Below are 16,604 nucleotides of genomic sequence, written 5' to 3'. Positions count from 1 at the left end.
CTCACCCCTTTCGAGCGGGCTTACCAGAAACTCCAGATCCTTGAACACGCTCTGGTCCGGTCGGCTCCGTGACCATTCCAATCTTTTCAATCCCTGCTTTCTTCACCCCGTCCATAACCTGAACCACGATTCCGTAAGGCACGTCTCGGTCGGCACGTAAATATAGTGAAACATCTGCGTGCTCATGTTTCAAGATTTTCAGCTTTTCCTCAAGCTGCGCCACACCGACTGGATCTTTGTCAAGATACAACCGTTGATCTTTTTCGATCGTCAAGACCGCTCGCATTTCTGGTTTGATCGTATTCGATGCGGATTTCGGCAGGTTGATATCCATCCCCCGATACAACATCGGTGCCGTGACCATGAAGATCACGAGAAGGACGAGAACGACGTCCACCAGAGGGATCACGTTGATCTCAGCCAGGAAGCGCCGCTGCCTTGATTCGAATGTCATCGCTGCGCTCCAACCGGGACAGGTCTCGCCTTCGCAGGAGTCGAATTGAGGGACGTGATCATCTCGATGGTGACTGTATCCAACCGGAAGGCCATGCGCCTGATACGAGTCAGGAAGTAGTTATAGGCGATGACGGCCGGAATCGCGGTGAACAAACCGGCTGCTGTCGCGATTAACGCTTCGGAGACACCGGGCGCCACAGCCGCGATACTGGCTGTCCCTTGAGCCCCAATTTCTCGAAAGGCATCGATAATCCCCATGACTGTACCCAACAAGCCGATGAAGGGCGTAATGTTGCCTGTCGTCGCTAAAAAGGGCAGATAGGATTCCAGCTTTGATAATTGGCTTTGCGAAAGATGGGCAGCGGATCGCTCGATGAGAGATCGATCCGGCGCGCCGAGACTGCTCCCATCCTGCCCGTGGCCGCGCAAACCAGCGACGCGATCCATCACCCCTTCGAACAATATCGCGGCGGGACTGGATTCCATTCGGCGAACCTGCCGGCAGAGATCGTCCAAATCCCTCGCTTTCGCAAGATGAGCCATGAAATTCTGATCTTCACGATCCGCCGCGTGAAAGGCGCGCCACTTGAAGAAGATAATGGCCCAGGAAATCACCGAGAAAATGAAAAGAAGGATGAGCACAATTTTCGAAACCAATCCGAGCGAACCGATTAGTCCGGTCAATCCGAGTTGAAACATTGGTCTATTCCCTTTTCCGGCCACATGGATTATTCATGCGCCTACCTTGTTGAAGCCTCAACAGTAATCTGGGGAAAATGGCGGGGCCGACGGGATTTGAACCCGCGACCTCCAGATTGACAATCTGGCGTCCTAAACCAGGCTGAACGACGGCCCCTCGTGACTCTAGCGATAGAGGAAGATGTGGTCGACAAGACTATATGCAGTGTGTCCCGTCCGAAATCGTAAATTTCTTACTTCCAGATTTGCATCCAATTCCCAGTTCGCGCCTCAGATTATGGTAGGCGGAACAGGGATCGAACCTGTGACCTCTGCCTTGTAAGGGCAGCGCTCTCCCAACTGAGCTATCCGCCCGATTTTTCTAGCAAGCTGGCGGATGCTATCAAGTCCACTTCCCCTTGTCAACCGAATCTCGCATTCTTCTTGCAGTTTGTTTCTATAACTCTGCCTGCTTACGAGGGCCTTCGGCTCCGACGTGCTTGCCTGGGGAAATAGGTCCTGTGAACATCCTTCAGCCTATTCCTATCGACATGTGTATAGATTTGCGTCGTCGCAATATTCGCATGCCCCAGCATTGTTTGAACAGAACGAAGGTCCGCCCCACCCTCCAGGAGATGCGTCGCAAACGAATGCCGCAGGACATGGGGAGAAATCTTCTTGGTAATCCCGGCCCGCATGGCACGTTGCCGAAGTGCTTTCCAGAACCCCTGCCGTGTCAAGCAGTTCCCACGCCGAGTCAGGAAGACAAAACGCGAGCAACGTTTTTTGAGAAACAGCGGGCGCACCTCCTCCAAGTACTCGGACAAGACACGCGCGGCCATCTCGCCCATTGGAACGATGCGCTGCTTCCCTCCCTTGCCCACCACGCTAAGGTACCCCACTTCAAAGTTGAGCTGCGCAGACTCGATCGACACCAGCTCTGAAACACGAAGTCCCGTGGCATACAACAGTTCGAGCATCACTCCATCACGTCTGTCCTCGATGGTCGCGCGAGCATCGACCTCCAAGAGAGCAAGAACCTCTTGCCGCGACAACACCTTGGGCAAGCGTGTTCCTCTGCGCGCCGCGGCTATGTTGCCGGCCGGATTGTGATCGAGGATTTTTTCATGACGGAGGAATCGAAGCCAGCCTCGCACGGCGGAAAGGCAACGAGCGGATGACACCTGGGATAATTGCGCCGCCTGTAATGATTCGAGGAATCCCCTGACGGTCTCTGCTGTCATCTGCTGAAGGGGCGTTACGCCGCTCCGAAGAAGATACGATTGGAACTTGGCCAGATCACGCCGATAGGCATCGATCGTATGGCGCGAAAGCCCTCCCTCCACACGAAGATGATGTAGATACCGCTCAACTAACGGATCGGTTTCCATGCCGAAATCATAGCCAAATGGACTGGGCCAACACAATGCAGGGGTCGCACTGAATCTTGACACCCTACGGGGTTTCCGATAGTAGTCACAACTAATACATTCCTGATTGATTCCTTCACATACCCATGACGACCACCCGATTCGCACCACATTTCACCACAAGTTCCGTACGCCCGAGATTACTGGGAACCTGCGTCTTGTTTTGCCTGATGACTTTTACTTCAACGATGTCGCTTTATTTGCAGACAATCCCCTCTGCATTCGCCGAGCCTGCCACTCATCCAACACTCAGCCAGGCCAAGAGACTGATCGATGCGGGACAACCGGAAGAAGCCGTTACCCTCCTCCGTCGATTCCTCGAGACCAAACCAAAAGCTGAGCTTCTGGATGACACTTATTTGCTGTTAGGCGCGGCCCTTCTTGACTCTCAACAATACAGTGAAAGCCTCAAGTACCTCCAGCAATTGCAAACAGAATTACCGAAGTCTGAACTGATCGAGCGAGGAAAGCTATTGATTGCGCGAACACATGCGGCCATGGGAAACCCGGACCTTGCACTGCCCATCCTCACGGGACTTCGCACACTGTCGCAGGACGAGGTGATCAAACGCGAAGCCGCACATCTAAGCGGCGAACTCTATCTGAAGAAAAAAGACCAGACCCGGGCCATCAAAGCCTGGATCGATGAGATCTCGCTCAGTGAAGAAGAACAGGCAGAAGAAATTCGGACGAGCATTCAGGAATTGATCAACAGCTCTTTTGATAAGAAATCTCTCGTCCGCATTAAAGACACCTACCCACGAAGTTTTCCAGGCGATCTTGCCTCCTTGCGGCTGATTGACTTGTATGTCGGGCGCGGCGAGGATCACCTTGCCATGAGACAGATCCGTCAATTCCTCGCCAACTTCCCGCTGCATGCCCAGGCCACAAAGACGGCGGACCTCCTTACATCTCTTCAAGCCAAATTGAGATCCTATCAATACCTCATCGCCGCCGTGTTCCCGTTGTCAGGCAAGCTCGGCACCTTCGCCAACGAAGTGCTAAGCGGGATTCAGTTGGCCGTCGAGCAGAATAGCGACGGCGGGGGAGAGCCCTCAATTGGGCTCCTCGTCAAGGACACCGAACCCTCTCATCCTTCCTTTTTAGATGACGTCAGCAATCTATTAAGCTTCGATCGGCCCATCGCAGTCCTCGGTCCGCTCCTCTCGAAAAATCTACCGGCCATGGCTGAATTGACCGAGCGCTCGCGTATTCCGTTGATCACACCGACCGCGACGTTTCCCAATGTCAGGCGTTTGGGCACCTTCACTTTCAGTACGGCCCTCACATACAATTTACAAGCAAAAAGGATTGCGGCCTACGCCACGGCGGACCTCGGCTTCCAACGATTCTGCATTCTCCATCCTGACACTATCTACGGCAGGGAAATGGCGCGGCTGTTTGCCCAAGAGGTTCGCCAACGTGAGGGCGAAATTATCGCGATCGAGTCTTACGAAGAAGGCAAGTCCAATGTCGGCGCGCAGATTCAACGGATGAAGGCCGAAGACCTCAAGCGGTATGGACTTGCCGTGCAGGTCGACCCTGCGATAACTGATGGGAAGGTTACAAATCTCGACAAAAAGGTCCTCTACACACCTGGGTTTGATGCCATCTTCATCCCCGGTCGTGCATCGGACGTTGGCCTGATCGCGGCGCAGCTCAACTTCTACGACATGAGGGTCCCGTTACTTGGCGGGAACGGCTGGAATACCCCTGACTTCGCCCGCACGGCTGACCATTCTATCGACGGCGGCGTGTTTGTCGACGGGTTCTTCGCAGAAAGCCCGAATCCCAACATCCAGGACTTCGTCGAGCGATACAAGAAGCGATTCGGCAATGTACCGACACTCTTTGCCATGCAGGGATACGACGCTGCACGACTCGTGATCGAGGCGATCAGAGGTGGCGCCACTTCAGGCGAGAGCGTACGCGACTATCTTCTGACACACAAGGATCTCCCAGCCCTAAGCGGGCCGGCGTCTTTCGGCCAGGACGGCACGCTTGACCGGCCGTTGTTCTTGATTCAAGTCAAACGGGGACGATTCTCTCAAGTCGACTGACTCCACACCAAACATGAACGACCTCTCGCATTTCCTCTTTTCGGTTTCGTACAAAGCGCTTCCGCTTCTGTTCGCAATTGTCCTCCACGAATACGCCCACGGATGGCTGGCCGATAAATGTGGCGACCCCACAGCCAGAGTCCTCGGGCGGCTGACTCTGAACCCCTTGGCCCATATCGATCCCTTCGGAACAGTCATCATGCCTCTCATCTGCTTAATGCTCCCCGGAGGATTTCTGTTTGGCTGGGCGAAACCGGTCCCCGTCGACATCAGAAATTTCACGAACCCGCGCAGAGACATGGCGTTGGTTGCAGCGGCAGGTCCGGGCATGAACCTGCTGTTGGCCCTCTTGAGCGCTGCAATTTTGGCAGCGCTTGTGTCGGCCAATCCCTCTCTGATGGCGCAAGACACTCAAGAAGCCTCACCGGGAGCAGAGCCATCCGCTTCAACAATGGTCCTGCTGCCGCTCGCAGTTATGGCGCTCTATTCTGTTCTGATCAATGTGTTCCTCGGCATTTTCAATTTGATTCCGATCCCCCCGCTTGACGGAGGACGCATTCTTGTCAGCCTGTTACCTCCGAAACCGGCCTTAGCCCTCGCCAGGCTGGAACCTTACGGCATGATGATACTCGTCGGGCTTCTAGTCTTCGATCGCGAACTACGCGTGATCCACACGATTTCCAGTACCGTCGCCTCGGGTCTTTCAGGTACAATTCTCACGACCGCCATTGGTTTGGGTGCAGGAGTTTCACAATGAAGACCTCTCAAAAACGCGTACTCAGCGGCATGCAGCCCAGCGGGCTCATGCACCTCGGAAACTATCTTGGTGCATTGGAAAACTGGAAGACACTCCAAGATCAGTATGAATGTTATTTCTTTGTCGCAGACTGGCATGCCCTCTCAACAAACTATGCCGATACGAGCCGAATTCGGGAGTTTGTCCGTGAAATGCTTACCGACTGGCTAGCGGCCGGCATCGATCCGAATCGTGCCACTGTATTCATCCAATCTCGAATTCCGGAACATGCGATCTTGCACTTACTGTTCTCCATGATGATCCCGGTGTCCTGGTTGGAACGAAATCCCACGTACAAGGAGAAGCAGGAAGAGATTAAAGAAAAAGACCTCAGCACTTACGGCTTTCTCGGCTACCCCGTCCTGCAAGCAGCTGACATCCTTTTGTACAAACCCGACTTCGTCCCGGTGGGGAAAGACCAACTGCCGCATTTAGAACTCACCCGTGAAGTTGCCAGGCGGTTCAACGATATCTACAAGACATCCGTATTTCCCGAGCCGAAGGAACACCTCACGAAATTCCCCAAGATCCTTGGTACCGACGGCCGTAAGATGAGCAAGAGCTACGGGAACACGATCAACCTGTCCGACAGCGAACCAGTCCTGCGGCAAAAACTCAAAACCATGGTCACCGATCCGGCACGTGTGCGGAGAACAGATCCTGGGAATCCCGACCTCTGTCCCGTCTATGAATTTCACAAGATTTATTCGTCTGGCACAGTACAAGAGCAGATAAACAAGGATTGCCGAACCGCGGCAATCGGCTGCATCGATTGCAAGAAGATGGTGGCAGATCGAATGGTGGAGCAGATGGCACCGATCTGGGACAATCGCTCCGGCCTTACCAAGAATCCCTCGCAGTTGGACGAGATCGTTCTGGAAGGAAGCCGCAAAGCAAACGCTGTTGCAAAGGCGACGTTGCAGGAAGTCACGGAGGCGATGAAGATTTAGAGTCATCCGACGCCGCTCCCAACGGCCCAAGAACGTGTCGCCACACTGTTCATAAAACCGCACCGTCGGCAGAACCACTCGCAATGTGTTAACGTAGGCGCGGTTGGTGCGTGCCACGGAAGGCGGAATCAGGTGAAATTCAAGCACGTGCTGTTGGCAAGTTTTGTAGTCGTCGCATCCGCAGTAGGCGCGGAAGCAGTAGACCCGCCGTGCGACAAATATCCCGTCGCGAAACAAACCCGCTGTGTGGAAATTTGGAAATCGCTGAATCAGGAAGACGGACCGGTAATCGCCCAATTTGGACTCGACCAACTGAAACGGCGCGAAGAGGGCAAGATCACAGCCGAACAGCATCTCGCCCAAAACATGGAGTTCATCAAACAGTCGACAGCAAAACGCCTGGCGAGGCTCAAAGAACAAATGGCCAAGGAATAACCGCTCACAAGACTTGCGCCTCCGGCTTTTCCAGGACCCGCCCTGCCGAATTCAGTAAATCACGCGGCACAATGATCGGCGCGTTGAAATGAATAGCCAGCGCAATGGAATCGGACGAGCGACTGTCGAACGTCTTAACATCATCGCGCAGGGCGACGCTGAGGGCCCCGTAATAGGTACCGCCCTTCAACGTGATGACTGTCTGGGTCACTTTCCCCCCGAAGGTTTCGAGAATTGTATGCATGAGATCATGAGAAAGAGGCCGGGGCAGCGGTTGTCCTTTCAAAGCCCCCTGAATTGAGGCAGCTACTGTCATATCGACGAAGATCGGAATCATTTTACCTTCAGCCTGGAGTAACACGACCGGGCCTCGGTCTGAGAGGCGAACCTCAACACGGGATATCGTCACGGTTTCAGTCGGGGCGGATTCGTGCTCAGCGGCCCCCGTACTCTGGCCGAGCATCACACCGCAAAGCATGATCGAGAGGATGAGCGGACCGAAAATTTTCATGGTCACCTCCCTTGGACTCAGGCCCGGATAAACTGATTCGTTTCCTTTTCTAAACCGATTTCGGTCTCAGGCCCATGCCCCGTCACGACAAGCGTGGACTCATGAAGGGTATACAGACGTTCACGGATCGACTGTTCGATCGTATCGAAGTCCCCGCCCCACAGGTCCGTGCGCCCGATACTGCCGCGGAACAACGTGTCACCCGCCAAAACGACGTTTCCTTCCGGAACATGAAAACTCATCGAGCCAGGCGTATGCCCGGGGGTATGAAGGGCCACTGCCGCCACTTGGCCGACCAGAATTTTTTCTTCATCCTTCAGCCAATAGTCGGGCGGCGGCACCGCCGTGTATGGGACGCCGAACATGCGGCATTGCGTTTCAAGCATGGCCCACAACTTGCGGTCGTCTTCGTGCAGACAGAGAGTAGCACCCGTCGCCTTCTTCATCTCTCCGGAAGCGAGAAAATGGTCGAAGTGGGCATGGGTATGGAGAATCATAGTGACCGTCATGCCGAGGTGCTGCACCTCATGGAGAATGCGCTCATGGGCTCCACCGGGATCGACAACAATCGCCTCCTTCGTCAGAGGATCGCCGATGATCGAACAATTGCAGCCTAAAGGCGGGACGGAAAATGTTTTTCGAATCAACATTGCCATGTCTGAACTCGTCTGAATCCCATTACGTTCTGTGCCGGAACGAGAGCATAGCCCGTCACAGTACGGAGGGTCAAACAACGGCCGTGCAAGATTCCTCATAGACAACAGCCTGTGAAGCATGGATAATCGGCCTATGTACTTTCACCGTCTTGCGATCACACAGCGACTCTCTGCGGGACTTGTCCCAACCATGCTTGGCCTCATGGCCCTCTCCCTCTTTCCCGGTTGCACACCGGAAGAGTCCCCGTTCAAATCTGAAAACGAAACGCTCAAGAAGCAATTGGCCAAACAAGAATCCCTTGTCACGTCGCTCCAGGACGGCAACAAAGTCATGCAACAGCAAATTGATCTTCTGAATCAGGAGATTCGGGACGCCAAAAAAGCAGCGGAAAGCGCCAAAGGAGAAGCGAAAGCGGCCGAGGACCAGCTTGAGCACCAGTTGGTGCAGGCAAGGAAACTCACAGCCGACATCAAACGGACCGCTCTCGAACAAGCGGCTCAGGATATTCACATCGAGAATAAGGGATCCCAAACCGAAGATATCCCGCGTCCATTGCGAACTGTCGCCAAGACCGTTGAAGAGGTTCTGGCTCGTAATGGCTACCAAGTCCGGGTAAGCATCAAGGCGGATCAGAAAGCGGTCTTCGTCACGGAACGAAAAGTGTCGAACCCCGTTTCACTGGAAATTGCAGGCTCCAGGAATCAATACACCATCTCCCTTCAAGCTCGTCCGTCCAACGTCACACGCTTGAGCGTCAAGGCCGAATTCGAGAAGTTGGCCCAGGGCGGGCGCATCTTGAGCGTCAGCGCAGAGGAAACAGCAGAGATCGAACGGCGCCTCATCGGTGAAGTGAGCAAAGCCCTGGCGTCGCCCAGCAAGACATGAACCGACACGTATGCTTGGGGTTCGCCTTCTGTTGTCTTTCATTCCTCCCGCTGGCCATACCGGTCTCAGCTGGAGGCGGGAAACCCTCTAAAGATCTGGCACGGCATCTGTCGTCAATCGCCCACCTTGCTCAACCGTCTCCTCCCGTGACCGTCCCTGCCGGATCGTTTCTATTCGGCAGCAAACGCATCGACGACGACCCCTATGGACTGTGGACCCAATTCGATGATACGGAAATTCCCCAGCAGCGCGTCTGGCTCGACACGTATGAAATAGACCGCGACGAGGTAAGTCTTGGGGAGTATTTGACGTTTCTGCAGCAGCGCAAGCAGGACCCTCCGGAAGAGCTTCAAAAATTGATCTGGCACGTTATTACGGTGCATTCCGTCTCGGATCAAACCCTCACTCGTTGGCCGGCGCTCTATGTGACCTGGCAGGAAGCCCACGACTTCTGCAAGGCCAACGGCAAAAGGCTACCCACAGAAGCGGAATGGGAAAAAGCCGCTCGTGGACCCGAAGGCAACCTGTTTCCCTGGGGCGAGCAACGCCCCGACAACCGCCTGGCGATGTTCGGCCAACATCATGTTCACGAAATTCCCATATTGGCCGCCGTCGATGCGCTCGATGAAGGCAAGAGCCCCTACGGTATCCACCACATGGCCGGCAATGTTGCTGAATGGGTGAACGATTGGTTCGGGTTTGACTACTATGCGTATGTTCCGGATCGGAATCCGCCTGGCCCCCCGAGCGGCCGCTACAAAAGCGTCCGTGGAGGATCGTGGAAAAGCAAGACCATCATGCTTCGCACGGCGACACGCGGAGGTTCCGCACCTGATCAACGCTCAGCCACGATCGGGTTTCGCTGCGCGAAATCCGTTGCGGGAGGAGGTCTTGGAGCCCCGCAGTAAACGAGCGTTTGATTTGGCCGTCACCCTCCTTCGTGCTAGCATCCTCTTGCCATGGCTCTGTCAACGAGCGTGCACGACCTGCGCACCCTCATTCGTTCCTCCCACCCGTTGATCGTGATCGAAACGGTTGAAGAGGAGCGTGTCCTTACTCTGCTCCAATCCGTAGCTGCGCAGGAGCGTATGCCCCTATTCGAGTGGTCAGTAACGAGGGGATTGACCCGAGCGGACGAGGGTCCCTCACTGAATAAACTGACGGCCACGCCGCTTGCGCTACTCCAACATCTTCACACGCTGACCGTCGAAGCCATCTTCTGGCTCAAAGACCTCACCCCTCACTTGCAAGAGGCTCCGGTGGCACGGCAACTCAAGGAAGTCAGTGAGCGTTTTACCAGGTCACGCGCTACATGTGTCCTCACCGGACATCCCCTCGAACTTCCCTCGGACATCGAGAAAGTCGCCGTACGGCTCGACCTTCGGTTGCCCGATCGAGTTGAATTGCTCACCATGCTCCAACATGTCCAGCGGTCCTTAGGCGGCCGGCCATCGTTTGGCAGTCAACTTCGCCTCTCGAAAATGCACCCCAGCGAAGACCAGCGTGAGGCAATTCTCCGTGCACTCCAAGGCTTGACTCTCCATCAAGCTCGACAAGTCATCACGCAAAGCATGGTCGAAAACGGCGCACTTTCTGCCGAAACGGTCCAGCACATTCTTAAACGCAAGGTGCAGGCGATCAAAGAGGGAGGTCTCCTGGAGTACTATCCGCTCGAAGACAACCGGTTCGAACTCGGAGGGTTCGCGAATCTGAAATCTTGGCTGCAGCGGGCAAAAGTCGGGTTTACAGCGGAAGCCAAGGCGCTGAATCTTACCCCTCCTCGGGGAATCATGCTCGTCGGCGTACCAGGGTGCGGGAAATCTCTTGCGGCCAAAGCCATCGCGCGCGAGTGGCAACTCCCTTTGCTCAAACTGGATGCCGGACGATTGTTCGACAAGTTTGTGGGGGAATCGGAAAAGAATTTCCGGAAAGCCATCGACATGGCCGAGTCACTTTCTCCAATTGTGCTGTGGATCGACGAAATCGAGAAAGCCATGGTCGCCGGAGGAGGGAACGGAGAAGCTGATGCGGGCTTGAGCCGGCGGCTGTTCGGAGCCTTCTTAACCTGGCTCCAAGAAAAGAAACAGGAAGTGTTCGTCGTCGCCACCGCCAACAATCTCGAAACCCTTCCGCCTGAACTGTTGCGAAAAGGCCGTTTCGACGAAATTTTCTTCGTCGACTTACCGGACGACGTCGAGCGGGAAGCAATCTGGAACATCCATCTGAGCCTGCGCAAACAGGACCCCGGACAATTCGACTTGGGGAAGATCGTCAGTGCTAGCGACGGTTTCAGCGGCTCCGAAATCGAACAAGCCGTTGTTGCGTCACTCTATCGAGCTTTGCACCAAAAATCCCCGTTAACCACGGACCTCTTGATCGAGGAACTCAACCAAACCGTGCCGCTTTCGGTGACCAGGCGGGAGGACATCGACGAATTGCGGCGCATGGCGGAGCAACGCTTCGTCAAAGTCCGGTGAACACCATGCGGCTCGTCTTCATCATGGCTAGCATTGCATTCATGACCCTGGTCGGTTGTTCGACGCCGGTTCAGACTTCAGCTCCATCCCACACTGACTCTACCCTCGAAGGGGCACGCTGCTGCAAATCAGGCCGTCACAAGCCAAGCCGAAACAACATCGTCCGGACTGCCGCTAAGCTCGTAGGATCTACGACGATTCAAATCAACGGCAGACGAATTGCCTACGACTGCGCTGGCGTGGCCCGGGCGATTTTTCTTGCTCACGGCATCGACCTGTATAACAGCGAACTGCATGATCCGAAGGCGAACGGTGTACGGCTCATCCACGACCATATCCTTCAACACGGAAAGTTTCATCAGGGACCCGGTGTCCGACCGGGCGATCTGGTCTTCTTCGATAATACATGGGACTACAACGGAGACGGCATCATCAACGATCCACTCACGCATGTGGGAATTGTCGAACGGCAGGAAGCGGACGGGACCGTCGTGTTTATCAGCCGGGTTGCCAACGCGATCGAGCGGTATCGCATGAACCTGGGCCTCCCCCACGTGCACCTAACGGCGGACGGTCGTGTTCTAAACGATTATCTTCGACGAAAAGACCACCACGACCCCGCCAACGCCAGTTATCTGACCGGCCAGCTTTTCGCGGGGTTCGGCACTCTGACCGGGCTCTAAATTCTCAGGGAGCAGGCTTCCTTCCTGGCAATTTCCCTAGTTGTGGCTATACTTCATGCAAGTGCCTAAGTGTGTCCGAGCCATAACCTTGTGGCTGGCCAATGTTCCGTGGCCTGTTTTATACCAAGGAGGAACTATGGGAAAGACAGCGGCATATTGTAGTGATTGCTACAACAAAGTCGGGAGATCTAGAGATTCCCAAGTCCAGGAGGCGGAAAAGGCGGGGCAAATCCCGATGACGAGCCAGGGGACCTGTTGTAAGTGTAAGAAGACGACCGTCGTCGTGTTTTATGAAAACTAGGGCTTACCCGTTCTGGGTGAAGCGCCGGTCGGAAACGACTTTGCACATGACGAGACAGAGAGTTCGACCTTCTCAGACAAGCCTTTGAGCTGCACAAGAACTAAATCGGGTAAAACAGCAGCACACTTCCCCGCGGGAGAGAGCAGGCAGGGCGTAGAACAGGGTATCATGTATTAATCAAACTACGCGTGGCCGCTGTTCCCGGTATCATCGTATTCATCGATGAGTTGTTCGAGTTCGTCGAGTTCTTCATCGGGAACCCCTTGAAACTCTACCCCGAACGTTTGGTCTGCAACCCACTGCACACGTGCTTCTTGGATCGACAAAGGCTCCTTAAGGCCGGGAATCACCAATCGAATGACGATGACTTTTCCCGGAAAGACCTCTAAATCGCTCTCGAACCTTGCTCCTCCCACGGATAGATCGAGCGTCTGTCCTTCCACTTCGTGAGAGTTCCCCAGTAGGAACCCTTGAACCTTCGCAGACACCCGCCGGTGTTTCCGTCGTTCCATTGTGTGCTCCGGTAGTCTTCTCTGCAGTAATCCCGTACATCAAGAATACTCGCATTGGAGCCGAAATTCATCAAAAGGGTGGGGACTTTCGCCTGCCACCTTACATCGGCAGCTTTTTTAAAGTTTGCTACACTTGAGCCATGTCAGTGACCTCCAACAGCGCAGCACCCGTTCCTATCGATCACCCCCGGCGTACGCTCCTCACAATGCGCGATTACCTGGTGGGGCTCCACGGTGCTCTTATCGTTGCCGAGCAGCAGACCTACGAGCGTCTGAACGGACCGGTTGAATCGGTCGATACGTTACTCTCTTTACTCCAACATGACCCTTGGTTTACGTGGCTCCATCCTATTGCCGACCTTCTTGTCCGTATTGATCAATTGCTGGAAGATGACTGCTTCGACATTACAGAAGCTAACGTCGAATACGTCTTGCGTGAAATCGATGGGCTCCTCTACCCATCAGTGGAGGGCGACGGATTCGAGCGAGCCTACTACGAAGCGATGGACCGCTCTTCCGATGTCGTTCTCGCTCATTTTCGGGTGAGGAAGCTGCTCCCCAAAGCTGCATGATCCATCGGCCGCAATTCGATACTCACTTCTACCTATCATGATCATTTGAACTTCCCGGTTCCGGTCATCATTACTCGACTCAATGTAAATCCTCAATCTCAACCAAACCTCTCCACAATACCTCCTGCTCTCTGCCGACCATTTTTGCACCGACCTGCTACACTTTAACCATGGCACAGACATTCGACTCCGCTTCAGCCAAAACCGCCGAACCCTATCGCACCATGCTGGCGGAGATACGGCGCCGGCTCCTTAGCCTGCATAAGGCCCTGATCATCGCAGAACAGCTGACCTACGAGCGCATCAACGGCCGCGTCGCCTCCACGGGGCAATTGCTTCAGCTTGTGCTGAGCGATCCCTGGTTCACCTGGCTTCATCCCTTGTCACAAATGGTAATCCGCATAGATGAATTGCTCGATGAAGGAAGTGAACTGACCAGCGTGGAAGTCGAACATTTCCTGGCGGATGTCCGGAGCTTGATTCGTCCATCAGAAGAAGGCGACGGGTTCGAACGCAGCTACTATGAGGCTCTACAACGTGAGCCCGACGTGATCTTCGCACACGTCGAAGTGAAGAAACTCCTCACCAAATCAGCCGCCTAGACGACAATCGCGACAAAACAAAAAGCGGCCGGCCCGTCATCGAGCCGGCCGCTTGTCTTGAAGACTCACCAGCAAGATTGCAAGACAGGTTTAGCGTTTGCCAACCTCATCTGGCTTGTCCTGCCCTTTGTGTTTGCCTCGATTCTCGTGCTTACCCTGCCCCTTGTGCCTGCCACGATTGTCGTGTTTTCCTTTTTTCTCATTTTCCCCTTTGCCTTTACGCTTCTCGCCCTTCATCTCCTCTCCTGCTACGGGAGCCGGCGGTGCGTTCGGAGCCGGAGCGGTCACTTCCGGCTCAGGAGCCGGTTCCGTCGCCGGAGCTTGAGCGAATACACTTGTGAACGCCGCAAATACCGCCGCGACCGTCAGGGTTGATACAGTCTTCAACATGCTATCCTCCTAGTATTGTTGTCCTTGTGAACGAGAGGCCAATCCCTCCGTTCCGGGAACGCACTAACAGCAAAGTTGATGCCGCATCAATAATTACCAGCATTCCTTAGCAACCCCTGGATTCATTTCACATTTCGTTCAAACCTCAAAGAAGAGGTTCGGAAGTCTGTAACAAGTTGGCTACAGGCCCCACCAACTCGCCACAGTTCTCTGAATCCATGGAATACGGTGGTGATTCAGATGAGAAGGGTAAGACTTAAAGTAAATGAAGTGACGAGACCCTACATCCGCCCTTCGTCCAATTCGATAGCGTCAGCCCAGGTGGATACGGCAGGGAGTGCACTTACCGATACACCTCGCTTCGTGGCGATCTCTTCCAGGCGGCCTCGGAAGCGCTGCCGTGCTGCTTCATCCTTCGGCTCGGATTTCAGCAGATTCTCTGAAAAGAGACAGACCTCAACCTGAGTGAGCTGTTTGCCATTGGCTTTCACCCAGGCGAGCAACTCGTCATCCGTCCCGCCCGCCAGAACCCGTTGCTCGAAGGCCTTCGCATCGATGCCGAGAAAATCGATCAGATCCTTATCGAACCCCACCGTCATGTAGTTGTAGTCTTGTAACTGGCCTGCGTGCCGCAGCCTGATCTTATCGATAAACCGTCTCAGGTGAGCGACCCCGCCGAGCAGAGCTTTGGGACTACGAGGATACCTGGTCATCTCTTTTTGCTCCAGGACGTTCGAATTCAGTCGCCCTCACCACAGCCACCGCCGAACCTGACTGCTGTACCGCTCCCAGTCACTCCCATACTTACGTGCCAACCATGGCTCCTCACCCCAGACCACGCGAATATGAAAAGCTGTCACGACGATCAGCGTGTAGAGGTATAGAAATAACGAGCCGAACGAGACGGCCCACCCCAGCAGCATCAATGCGACCGAAATATACATCGGATTGCGGCTGTAGCGATACAGGCCGACGACCACCAGTTTCTCAGGTGGCGCCCACGGCGCAAGCGTCCCCTTGCCTGAGACGTAGAAATCCCTCACACACCACATCAGGCCGGCAACCCCGACCACGAGAATCACCAGGCCGAATGGTAAATCGAGCTGCGTGCGATCCGTATACCAAAGCCAGGCCACGGGAACGATGAAGGCAACCGTTCCCGGCAATACCAGAAAGGCAATGAGCGCTCGCAAAAACATGAGCCCTAACGGAAAGTTTGAGCCGACGCCTCAGGAGGCGGATATCAGGAACACCATGCATGAAATGAGATCGATCAATGGTTCCTGGAACCCTTTTCCGTCCTCGATCGCCGCACCACCCACTGCGACGCATCCCCAATCAGATGGAAGTGTTTTCGGATTAGGTTTAACCCTCAGATCGTGTCACACTGGTAATTCTTATGCTTTGCCGTCGCAGTAAACTGCAGCGGTGAGTTCCAGCTTTCCTTCGCGCCCAGCCCCTCAGCGGGTCCCGGTTCCTCCGGCGAGGTCCTGCATCAACAGGCCAGCGGTCGCGACCGTCATTAGCTTAACAATAAAGACTTCCGACCCCTTTGTTTCCGCCAAAGCGAACAATGCTGCCGATAAAAACAAGGCCGGCGCGGACAGCAGAAAAACCGTACCACCTAGAGAGAAGAATAGCGTGGCTGCCATCGGAATACCTATCGAATCTGCATCGACCGGATAGATCCCAGCTTTAAGATTAAGAGACAACACAATATACGTCGAAACATTCACAGCCAGCAGAACTATGACAATAAGCAATAAGCGATGCCAGTATCTCGTTTGATCTCTAACGCTCCGGCTCAGCGGCCGGCCGCGCAGCAATCCCTCGGCTGCAACCGGCTGTCAGACGGCACGCCAAATCACGCACGGCGCAGGCGGTACCAGTGCTCGTCTGGGCGCAGCACCCATTCCAGGGGTGGCGGTAGCTTGAAAAAGGACGGTTCCACGTCGGTGATTCGCCAACCTGCAAAGGCGGCTTCGATTTCTTCGCGGCTCACGCCCCGGATCAACGGTCGAATGCGCCGCGGCCAGCACAGCAAGATTACTGTAGCATCTCCGGTGGCCAGGGCGTCCACGCTGCGGGCCATCCCTTGCTGCTGCTCAGTGTCGAAGTCATGGAAGGTGCCAGTGTCCAGGATGAGCCGGAAGCCGGAACCCACTTCCGCCTCTGAAAGCCGGGTAACGTCCCCTTGCACCAGCTTCAT

At 54.8% G+C, this 16,604-nt stretch carries 22 protein-coding genes and 2 tRNA genes; 11 read left to right on the top strand and 13 right to left on the bottom strand.

Features of this window, described 5'->3' with window-relative positions; all coding sequences use genetic code 11:
* Position 1: 1 nt before the first annotated feature.
* The 5 genes from ACWVCN_RS08435 to xerD form a co-directional block, all read right to left on the bottom strand.
* On the bottom strand, positions 2-454 hold the full coding sequence (locus tag ACWVCN_RS08435; RefSeq protein ID WP_455245121.1) for an ExbD/TolR family protein: 453 nt from the start codon (positions 452-454) through the stop codon (positions 2-4).
* Positions 451-1,155, bottom strand: a complete 705-nt coding sequence (locus ACWVCN_RS08430; protein ID WP_455245120.1) for a MotA/TolQ/ExbB proton channel family protein — start codon at positions 1,153-1,155, stop codon at positions 451-453. The genes ACWVCN_RS08435 and ACWVCN_RS08430 overlap by 4 nt, the downstream gene beginning before the upstream one ends.
* Positions 1,156-1,233: 78 nt before the next feature.
* Positions 1,234-1,312 (bottom strand) — tRNA-Asp (locus ACWVCN_RS08425).
* 121 nt (positions 1,313-1,433) lie between these two features.
* A tRNA-Val gene (locus tag ACWVCN_RS08420) sits at positions 1,434-1,509 on the bottom strand.
* Positions 1,510-1,607: 98 nt separating this feature from the next.
* Positions 1,608-2,525 (bottom strand): site-specific tyrosine recombinase XerD, encoded by a 918-nt coding sequence (xerD, locus tag ACWVCN_RS08415; protein ID WP_455245119.1) that lies wholly within the window; start codon positions 2,523-2,525, stop codon positions 1,608-1,610.
* A 227-nt stretch (positions 2,526-2,752) separates the two neighbouring features.
* Here xerD and ACWVCN_RS08410 point away from each other — a divergent pair, with 227 nt between their 5' ends.
* The 4 genes from ACWVCN_RS08410 (at position 2,753) to ACWVCN_RS08395 (ending at position 6,805) form a co-directional block, all read left to right on the top strand.
* Positions 2,753-4,624, top strand: coding sequence for a penicillin-binding protein activator (locus ACWVCN_RS08410; RefSeq protein ID WP_455245118.1), 1,872 nt, complete (start codon positions 2,753-2,755; stop codon positions 4,622-4,624).
* A gap of 13 nt (positions 4,625-4,637) precedes the next feature.
* Positions 4,638-5,381: a site-2 protease family protein gene (locus ACWVCN_RS08405; RefSeq protein WP_455245117.1), complete on the top strand. Its 744-nt coding sequence runs from the start codon at positions 4,638-4,640 to the stop codon at positions 5,379-5,381.
* On the top strand, positions 5,378-6,370 hold the full coding sequence (trpS, locus tag ACWVCN_RS08400; protein ID WP_455245116.1) for a tryptophan--tRNA ligase: 993 nt from the start codon (positions 5,378-5,380) through the stop codon (positions 6,368-6,370). Before ACWVCN_RS08405 ends, trpS begins: the two co-directional genes overlap by 4 nt.
* Positions 6,371-6,502: 132 nt before the next feature.
* Positions 6,503-6,805 (top strand): hypothetical protein, encoded by a 303-nt coding sequence (locus ACWVCN_RS08395; RefSeq protein ID WP_455245115.1) that lies wholly within the window; start codon positions 6,503-6,505, stop codon positions 6,803-6,805.
* Between the two features lie 4 nt (positions 6,806-6,809).
* Here ACWVCN_RS08395 and ACWVCN_RS08390 read toward each other — a convergent pair whose 3' ends face one another.
* Together ACWVCN_RS08390 and ACWVCN_RS08385 are read right to left on the bottom strand one after the other, a co-directional pair.
* The gene (locus tag ACWVCN_RS08390) at positions 6,810-7,316 is read right to left on the bottom strand and encodes a bifunctional nuclease family protein (RefSeq protein ID WP_455245114.1); all 507 of its coding nucleotides are present in this window, start codon (positions 7,314-7,316) and stop codon (positions 6,810-6,812) included.
* 17 nt (positions 7,317-7,333) lie between these two features.
* On the bottom strand, positions 7,334-7,972 hold the full coding sequence (locus tag ACWVCN_RS08385) for an MBL fold metallo-hydrolase (RefSeq protein WP_455245113.1): 639 nt from the start codon (positions 7,970-7,972) through the stop codon (positions 7,334-7,336).
* Positions 7,973-8,105: 133 nt separating this feature from the next.
* Between ACWVCN_RS08385 and ACWVCN_RS08380 the strand changes: the two genes are divergently transcribed.
* From ACWVCN_RS08380 to ACWVCN_RS08360, 5 genes are all read left to right on the top strand, one after another.
* Positions 8,106-8,858, top strand: a complete 753-nt coding sequence (locus tag ACWVCN_RS08380; RefSeq protein WP_455245112.1) for a hypothetical protein — start codon at positions 8,106-8,108, stop codon at positions 8,856-8,858.
* Positions 8,855-9,766: a formylglycine-generating enzyme family protein gene (locus ACWVCN_RS08375; protein ID WP_455245111.1), complete on the top strand. Its 912-nt coding sequence runs from the start codon at positions 8,855-8,857 to the stop codon at positions 9,764-9,766. Before ACWVCN_RS08380 ends, ACWVCN_RS08375 begins: the two co-directional genes overlap by 4 nt.
* A 51-nt stretch (positions 9,767-9,817) precedes the next feature.
* Entirely contained in the window at positions 9,818-11,335 is a 1,518-nt protein-coding gene (locus ACWVCN_RS08370; RefSeq protein WP_455245110.1) for an AAA family ATPase, read from the top strand.
* Positions 11,336-11,340: 5 nt separating this feature from the next.
* Positions 11,341-12,018 carry a hypothetical protein gene (locus ACWVCN_RS08365; RefSeq protein WP_455245109.1) on the top strand — a complete coding sequence of 226 codons (678 nt, stop codon included), beginning with the start codon at positions 11,341-11,343 and terminating at the stop codon, positions 12,016-12,018.
* A 136-nt stretch (positions 12,019-12,154) separates the two neighbouring features.
* Positions 12,155-12,319 (top strand): hypothetical protein, encoded by a 165-nt coding sequence (locus ACWVCN_RS08360; protein WP_455245108.1) that lies wholly within the window; start codon positions 12,155-12,157, stop codon positions 12,317-12,319.
* Positions 12,320-12,501: 182 nt separating this feature from the next.
* Here the strand turns inward: ACWVCN_RS08360 and ACWVCN_RS08355 are convergent, their stop codons facing one another.
* Complete coding sequence (locus ACWVCN_RS08355; RefSeq protein WP_455245107.1) at positions 12,502-12,831, bottom strand: PilZ domain-containing protein; 330 nt, start codon at positions 12,829-12,831, stop codon at positions 12,502-12,504.
* A 140-nt stretch (positions 12,832-12,971) separates the two neighbouring features.
* On the opposite strand from ACWVCN_RS08355, the gene ACWVCN_RS08350 reads away from it, so the two are divergent.
* Together ACWVCN_RS08350 and ACWVCN_RS08345 are read left to right on the top strand one after the other, a co-directional pair.
* The gene (locus ACWVCN_RS08350) at positions 12,972-13,403 is read left to right on the top strand and encodes a hypothetical protein (protein ID WP_455245106.1); all 432 of its coding nucleotides are present in this window, start codon (positions 12,972-12,974) and stop codon (positions 13,401-13,403) included.
* A 170-nt stretch (positions 13,404-13,573) separates the two neighbouring features.
* The gene (locus ACWVCN_RS08345; protein ID WP_455245105.1) at positions 13,574-14,005 is read left to right on the top strand and encodes a hypothetical protein; all 432 of its coding nucleotides are present in this window, start codon (positions 13,574-13,576) and stop codon (positions 14,003-14,005) included.
* 90 nt (positions 14,006-14,095) lie between these two features.
* On the opposite strand, the gene ACWVCN_RS08340 is transcribed toward ACWVCN_RS08345, so the two are convergent.
* From ACWVCN_RS08340 to ACWVCN_RS08320, 5 genes are all read right to left on the bottom strand, one after another.
* Entirely contained in the window at positions 14,096-14,395 is a 300-nt protein-coding gene (locus ACWVCN_RS08340) for a hypothetical protein (RefSeq protein WP_455245104.1), read from the bottom strand.
* A 281-nt stretch (positions 14,396-14,676) separates the two neighbouring features.
* Positions 14,677-15,108: a DUF5069 domain-containing protein gene (locus ACWVCN_RS08335; RefSeq protein WP_455245103.1), complete on the bottom strand. Its 432-nt coding sequence runs from the start codon at positions 15,106-15,108 to the stop codon at positions 14,677-14,679.
* Between the two features lie 36 nt (positions 15,109-15,144).
* Complete coding sequence (locus tag ACWVCN_RS08330) at positions 15,145-15,594, bottom strand: methyltransferase family protein (RefSeq protein WP_455245102.1); 450 nt, start codon at positions 15,592-15,594, stop codon at positions 15,145-15,147.
* A gap of 261 nt (positions 15,595-15,855) precedes the next feature.
* A complete protein-coding gene (locus tag ACWVCN_RS08325) occupies positions 15,856-16,047 on the bottom strand; it encodes a hypothetical protein (RefSeq protein ID WP_455245101.1) in 192 nt (63 codons plus the stop codon).
* 212 nt (positions 16,048-16,259) lie between these two features.
* Positions 16,260-16,604 (bottom strand): hypothetical protein (locus ACWVCN_RS08320; RefSeq protein WP_455245100.1); only part of this gene is annotated, 345 nt, incomplete at its 5' end.

It is taken from the genome of Petrachloros mirabilis, from assembly GCF_975968855.1.
This window is presented reverse-complemented; position numbering and strand designations above follow the sequence as displayed.